Source organism: Bacillus sp. JJ1127 (assembly GCF_036965845.1).
Lineage (GTDB): Bacteria > Bacillota > Bacilli > Bacillales > Bacillaceae_G > Bacillus_A.
In genome coordinates this window covers 1-1,377 of sequence record NZ_JBALQK010000225.1, presented here as the reverse complement: position 1 = coordinate 1,377, position 1,377 = coordinate 1, and the positions used below count along the sequence as shown (strand labels likewise).

General features: G+C 33.6%; 2 protein-coding genes. Both read right to left on the bottom strand.

Features of this window, described 5'->3' with window-relative positions:
• Positions 1-18 precede the first annotated feature (18 nt).
• On the bottom strand, positions 19-1,017 hold the full coding sequence (locus V7183_RS20075) for a CotS family spore coat protein (protein ID WP_335360615.1): 999 nt from the start codon (positions 1,015-1,017) through the stop codon (positions 19-21).
• 17 nt (positions 1,018-1,034) lie between these two features.
• Positions 1,035-1,175, bottom strand: a complete 141-nt coding sequence (locus V7183_RS20070; protein WP_335360614.1) for a hypothetical protein — start codon at positions 1,173-1,175, stop codon at positions 1,035-1,037.
• Between the last annotated feature and the right edge of the window lie 202 nt (positions 1,176-1,377).

Genomic DNA, 1,377 nt, shown 5'->3' with positions numbered 1-1,377 from the left:
GGCTACATTCACACCCTTTCACGAAGAACCCCATTCTAAATCTTTTATGGATAATTCCTTTATTTTTTCTTTATCTATAGCTAAGCAATTCTTAAATTCTTCTAAAAAAGATTCATCCTTCTTGTCTTTTCTATAATATTTATTCATCAAATTTAGTATTCGATCAGGAAAACACTGATCGAATAGAAGTAATTCCTCCTCTTCTTCAGAAAAAGGACGAATACTTCTGTAGCATTGTAGTATCGATTGATATCTAGCCAAGCTCCAATTACCAAGTTTACACTCTATTCGGCTCATCATTTTCGATAACTCCTTCAATGGAAAAGAAATTTCCACATCATCAAGATCTATAATTTTCCAATTCCCCTCATTATCACTAAGAATATTATATTTTGCATAATCACCATGAATCAATACCGGATCCAAATCTGCTAATTTTAAAAGTTTATAATAGGATGTGTTCGGAAGTGTATTTATCACCCAATCACACCTTTTACGTAACCAAGAATAATGATCTAAGAAAACTTTTACTATTGGATCTTTTCTCGAACGCACTTTCTTATATATTTTATCCAACTGTTCAACTTTTCTTGAATACTCCTTCAACAAATTCAATTCTGTTTTCTTGATTGGTTTGCCTGCTGCTTGGAATCCTCTAGAAGCTTCATGAAATTGAGCTAATAAGACAGACATTTTCTCAATTGTTCCCGGAGTTCTGTAACTGATGGCGTCTCCATCAAACCATGGAAAGAGAACGAAAAAGTTTTTTTTGCTTCGGACAACAAAATCACCCTTTAATGTCGGAACAACAGGAATTACAGGAATTCCTTTACCTGAAAGAAACAGGGTTACATTCGAAATTTTTTGGGCCTTTTCAGCACTAACTAATTTTAATACAAATCTACCCTTTTTCCCCTCTACTTTCCACACACTCCTATCTTCTTTATTTCTAATTAGGGTACATTTTTGAGGACGTATCCCGTATTTTGAGAGTACTTCCAAAACCATTTTGTCCATGCCTATCCCTACCTTTGTTACAAGATTAAAAATATTCTTCTAGCTCTTCGATACAATTCTTCCAATTCAATATGCTTTACTGATTCTAATCCTGCAACTCCCATTACACGTGCCAAATCGCGGTTTAAATAAAGTGTGTCGATAATCGTTGCAAACATTTCCGTGTCCTCCTGCAAAACCTAACCATGTAATTGATGTGCTACAAATTCCAATCTGAATCTACTACTCCCTTATCACGTGTGAATTATTAGTATAGTATGCTAAATTAAAATACATCGCTTGGACATATACTTGCAGTGAATATTTTTTTAAAATCAATTTTCTAACTATTTCTTAAGTGTATTTCGTAACATTCTCAAC